Origin of the sequence: Mycobacterium arosiense ATCC BAA-1401 = DSM 45069 (assembly GCF_002086125.1) — a bacterium.
GTDB classification, from domain to species: domain Bacteria; phylum Actinomycetota; class Actinomycetes; order Mycobacteriales; family Mycobacteriaceae; genus Mycobacterium; species Mycobacterium arosiense.
The window spans coordinates 1-1,132 of sequence record NZ_MVHG01000206.1; the positions used below are offsets into that span (position 1 = coordinate 1).

Below are 1,132 nucleotides of genomic sequence, written 5' to 3' on the forward strand. Positions count from 1 at the left end.
CTAGTGTCCTGAGTCGTTAATTCGTCGGCAGTAGTTGGCGATGCTGTCCAGGATTTGGTCGGCGGTCTTGGTCCACACGTAGGGGCGTGGATTGTCATTCCAGGTGTCGATCCAGGCGCGGATGTCGGCGTTGAGTTGTCGTACCGAAGTGTGGGTGCCGCGTCGTAGCTTCTTGGTGGTCAGTTCGGCGAACCAGCGTTCGACGAGGTTGAGCCATGACGAGCTGGTGGGGGTGAAATGCAAGATGAATCGGGGGTGATTGATCAGCCAGCGCTGGACCGCCGGGGTCTTGTGCGTGGAGGCGTTGTCGAGCACGACGTGGCAGTCCAGATCGGCGGGGACCTCGGTGTCGATCTTTTTCAAGAAGGCCAGGAACTCCTGGGACCGGTGACGCGAGTGCAGTGATCCGATCACCTTGCCGGTAGCCAGATTTAGCGCGGCGTACAGGCTCGAAGTGCCGTGGCGGACGTAATCATGGGTGGCGCGTGTCGGAGTGCCGGGCAGCATCGGAAACACCGGCGCGGTGCGGTTGAGCGCCTGGATCTGGGTCTTCTCATCGACGCACAGCACGATGGCCCGCTCGGGGGGATCCAGGTAGAGACCGACGATGTCGCGAACCTTGGCCACGAACAACGGGTCCTTGGACAACTTCCACGAATCCTGTTTGTGCGGTGCCAAACCGAACGCCCGCCAGACCCGCGACACCATCGACTGGGACAGTCCTAGATGGTCGGCCATCGACCGCGTCGACCAGTGCGTGGCATCCGTGGGTGTCGTCTCTAGCGTTGCGGTGATCAACGCTTCGATCTGCTCATCGCCGACCACACGAGGCCGGCCCGGTCTCGGTTCATCGAGCAATCCGTCGCAGCGCTTCTCGGCGAACCGGTTGCGCCACTTACGAATCGTGCCCCGGTCGAGTTCGAGCCGTTCGGCGACCTCGACATTACTGCCGCCATCAGCGCACGCCAGCACGATTCGGGCACGCAGAGCCAACCCGGCAGCACTATTCCGTCGCCGAACCCAGCCTTCCAACTCAATACGTTCATCGTCGGTCAACACGATCGTGGCAGCATGCGGCGACGGCATCACCCATACTAACAAGAGCGGGCGAATTAACGACTCAGGACACTAG

General features: G+C 61.5%; 1 protein-coding gene. It reads right to left on the reverse strand.

Features of this window, described 5'->3' with window-relative positions; all coding sequences use genetic code 11:
- Complete coding sequence (locus BST14_RS28095) at nt 1-1,086, reverse strand: IS630 family transposase (RefSeq protein WP_083067490.1); 1,086 nt, start codon at nt 1,084-1,086, stop codon at nt 1-3.
- Nucleotides 1,087-1,132 lie beyond the last annotated feature (46 nt).

Coding starts and splice junctions, on each gene's coding strand:
- BST14_RS28095 (WP_083067490.1), bottom strand. CDS start 1,086: ATGCCGTCGCCGCATGCTGCCACGATCGTGTTGACCGACGATGAACGT.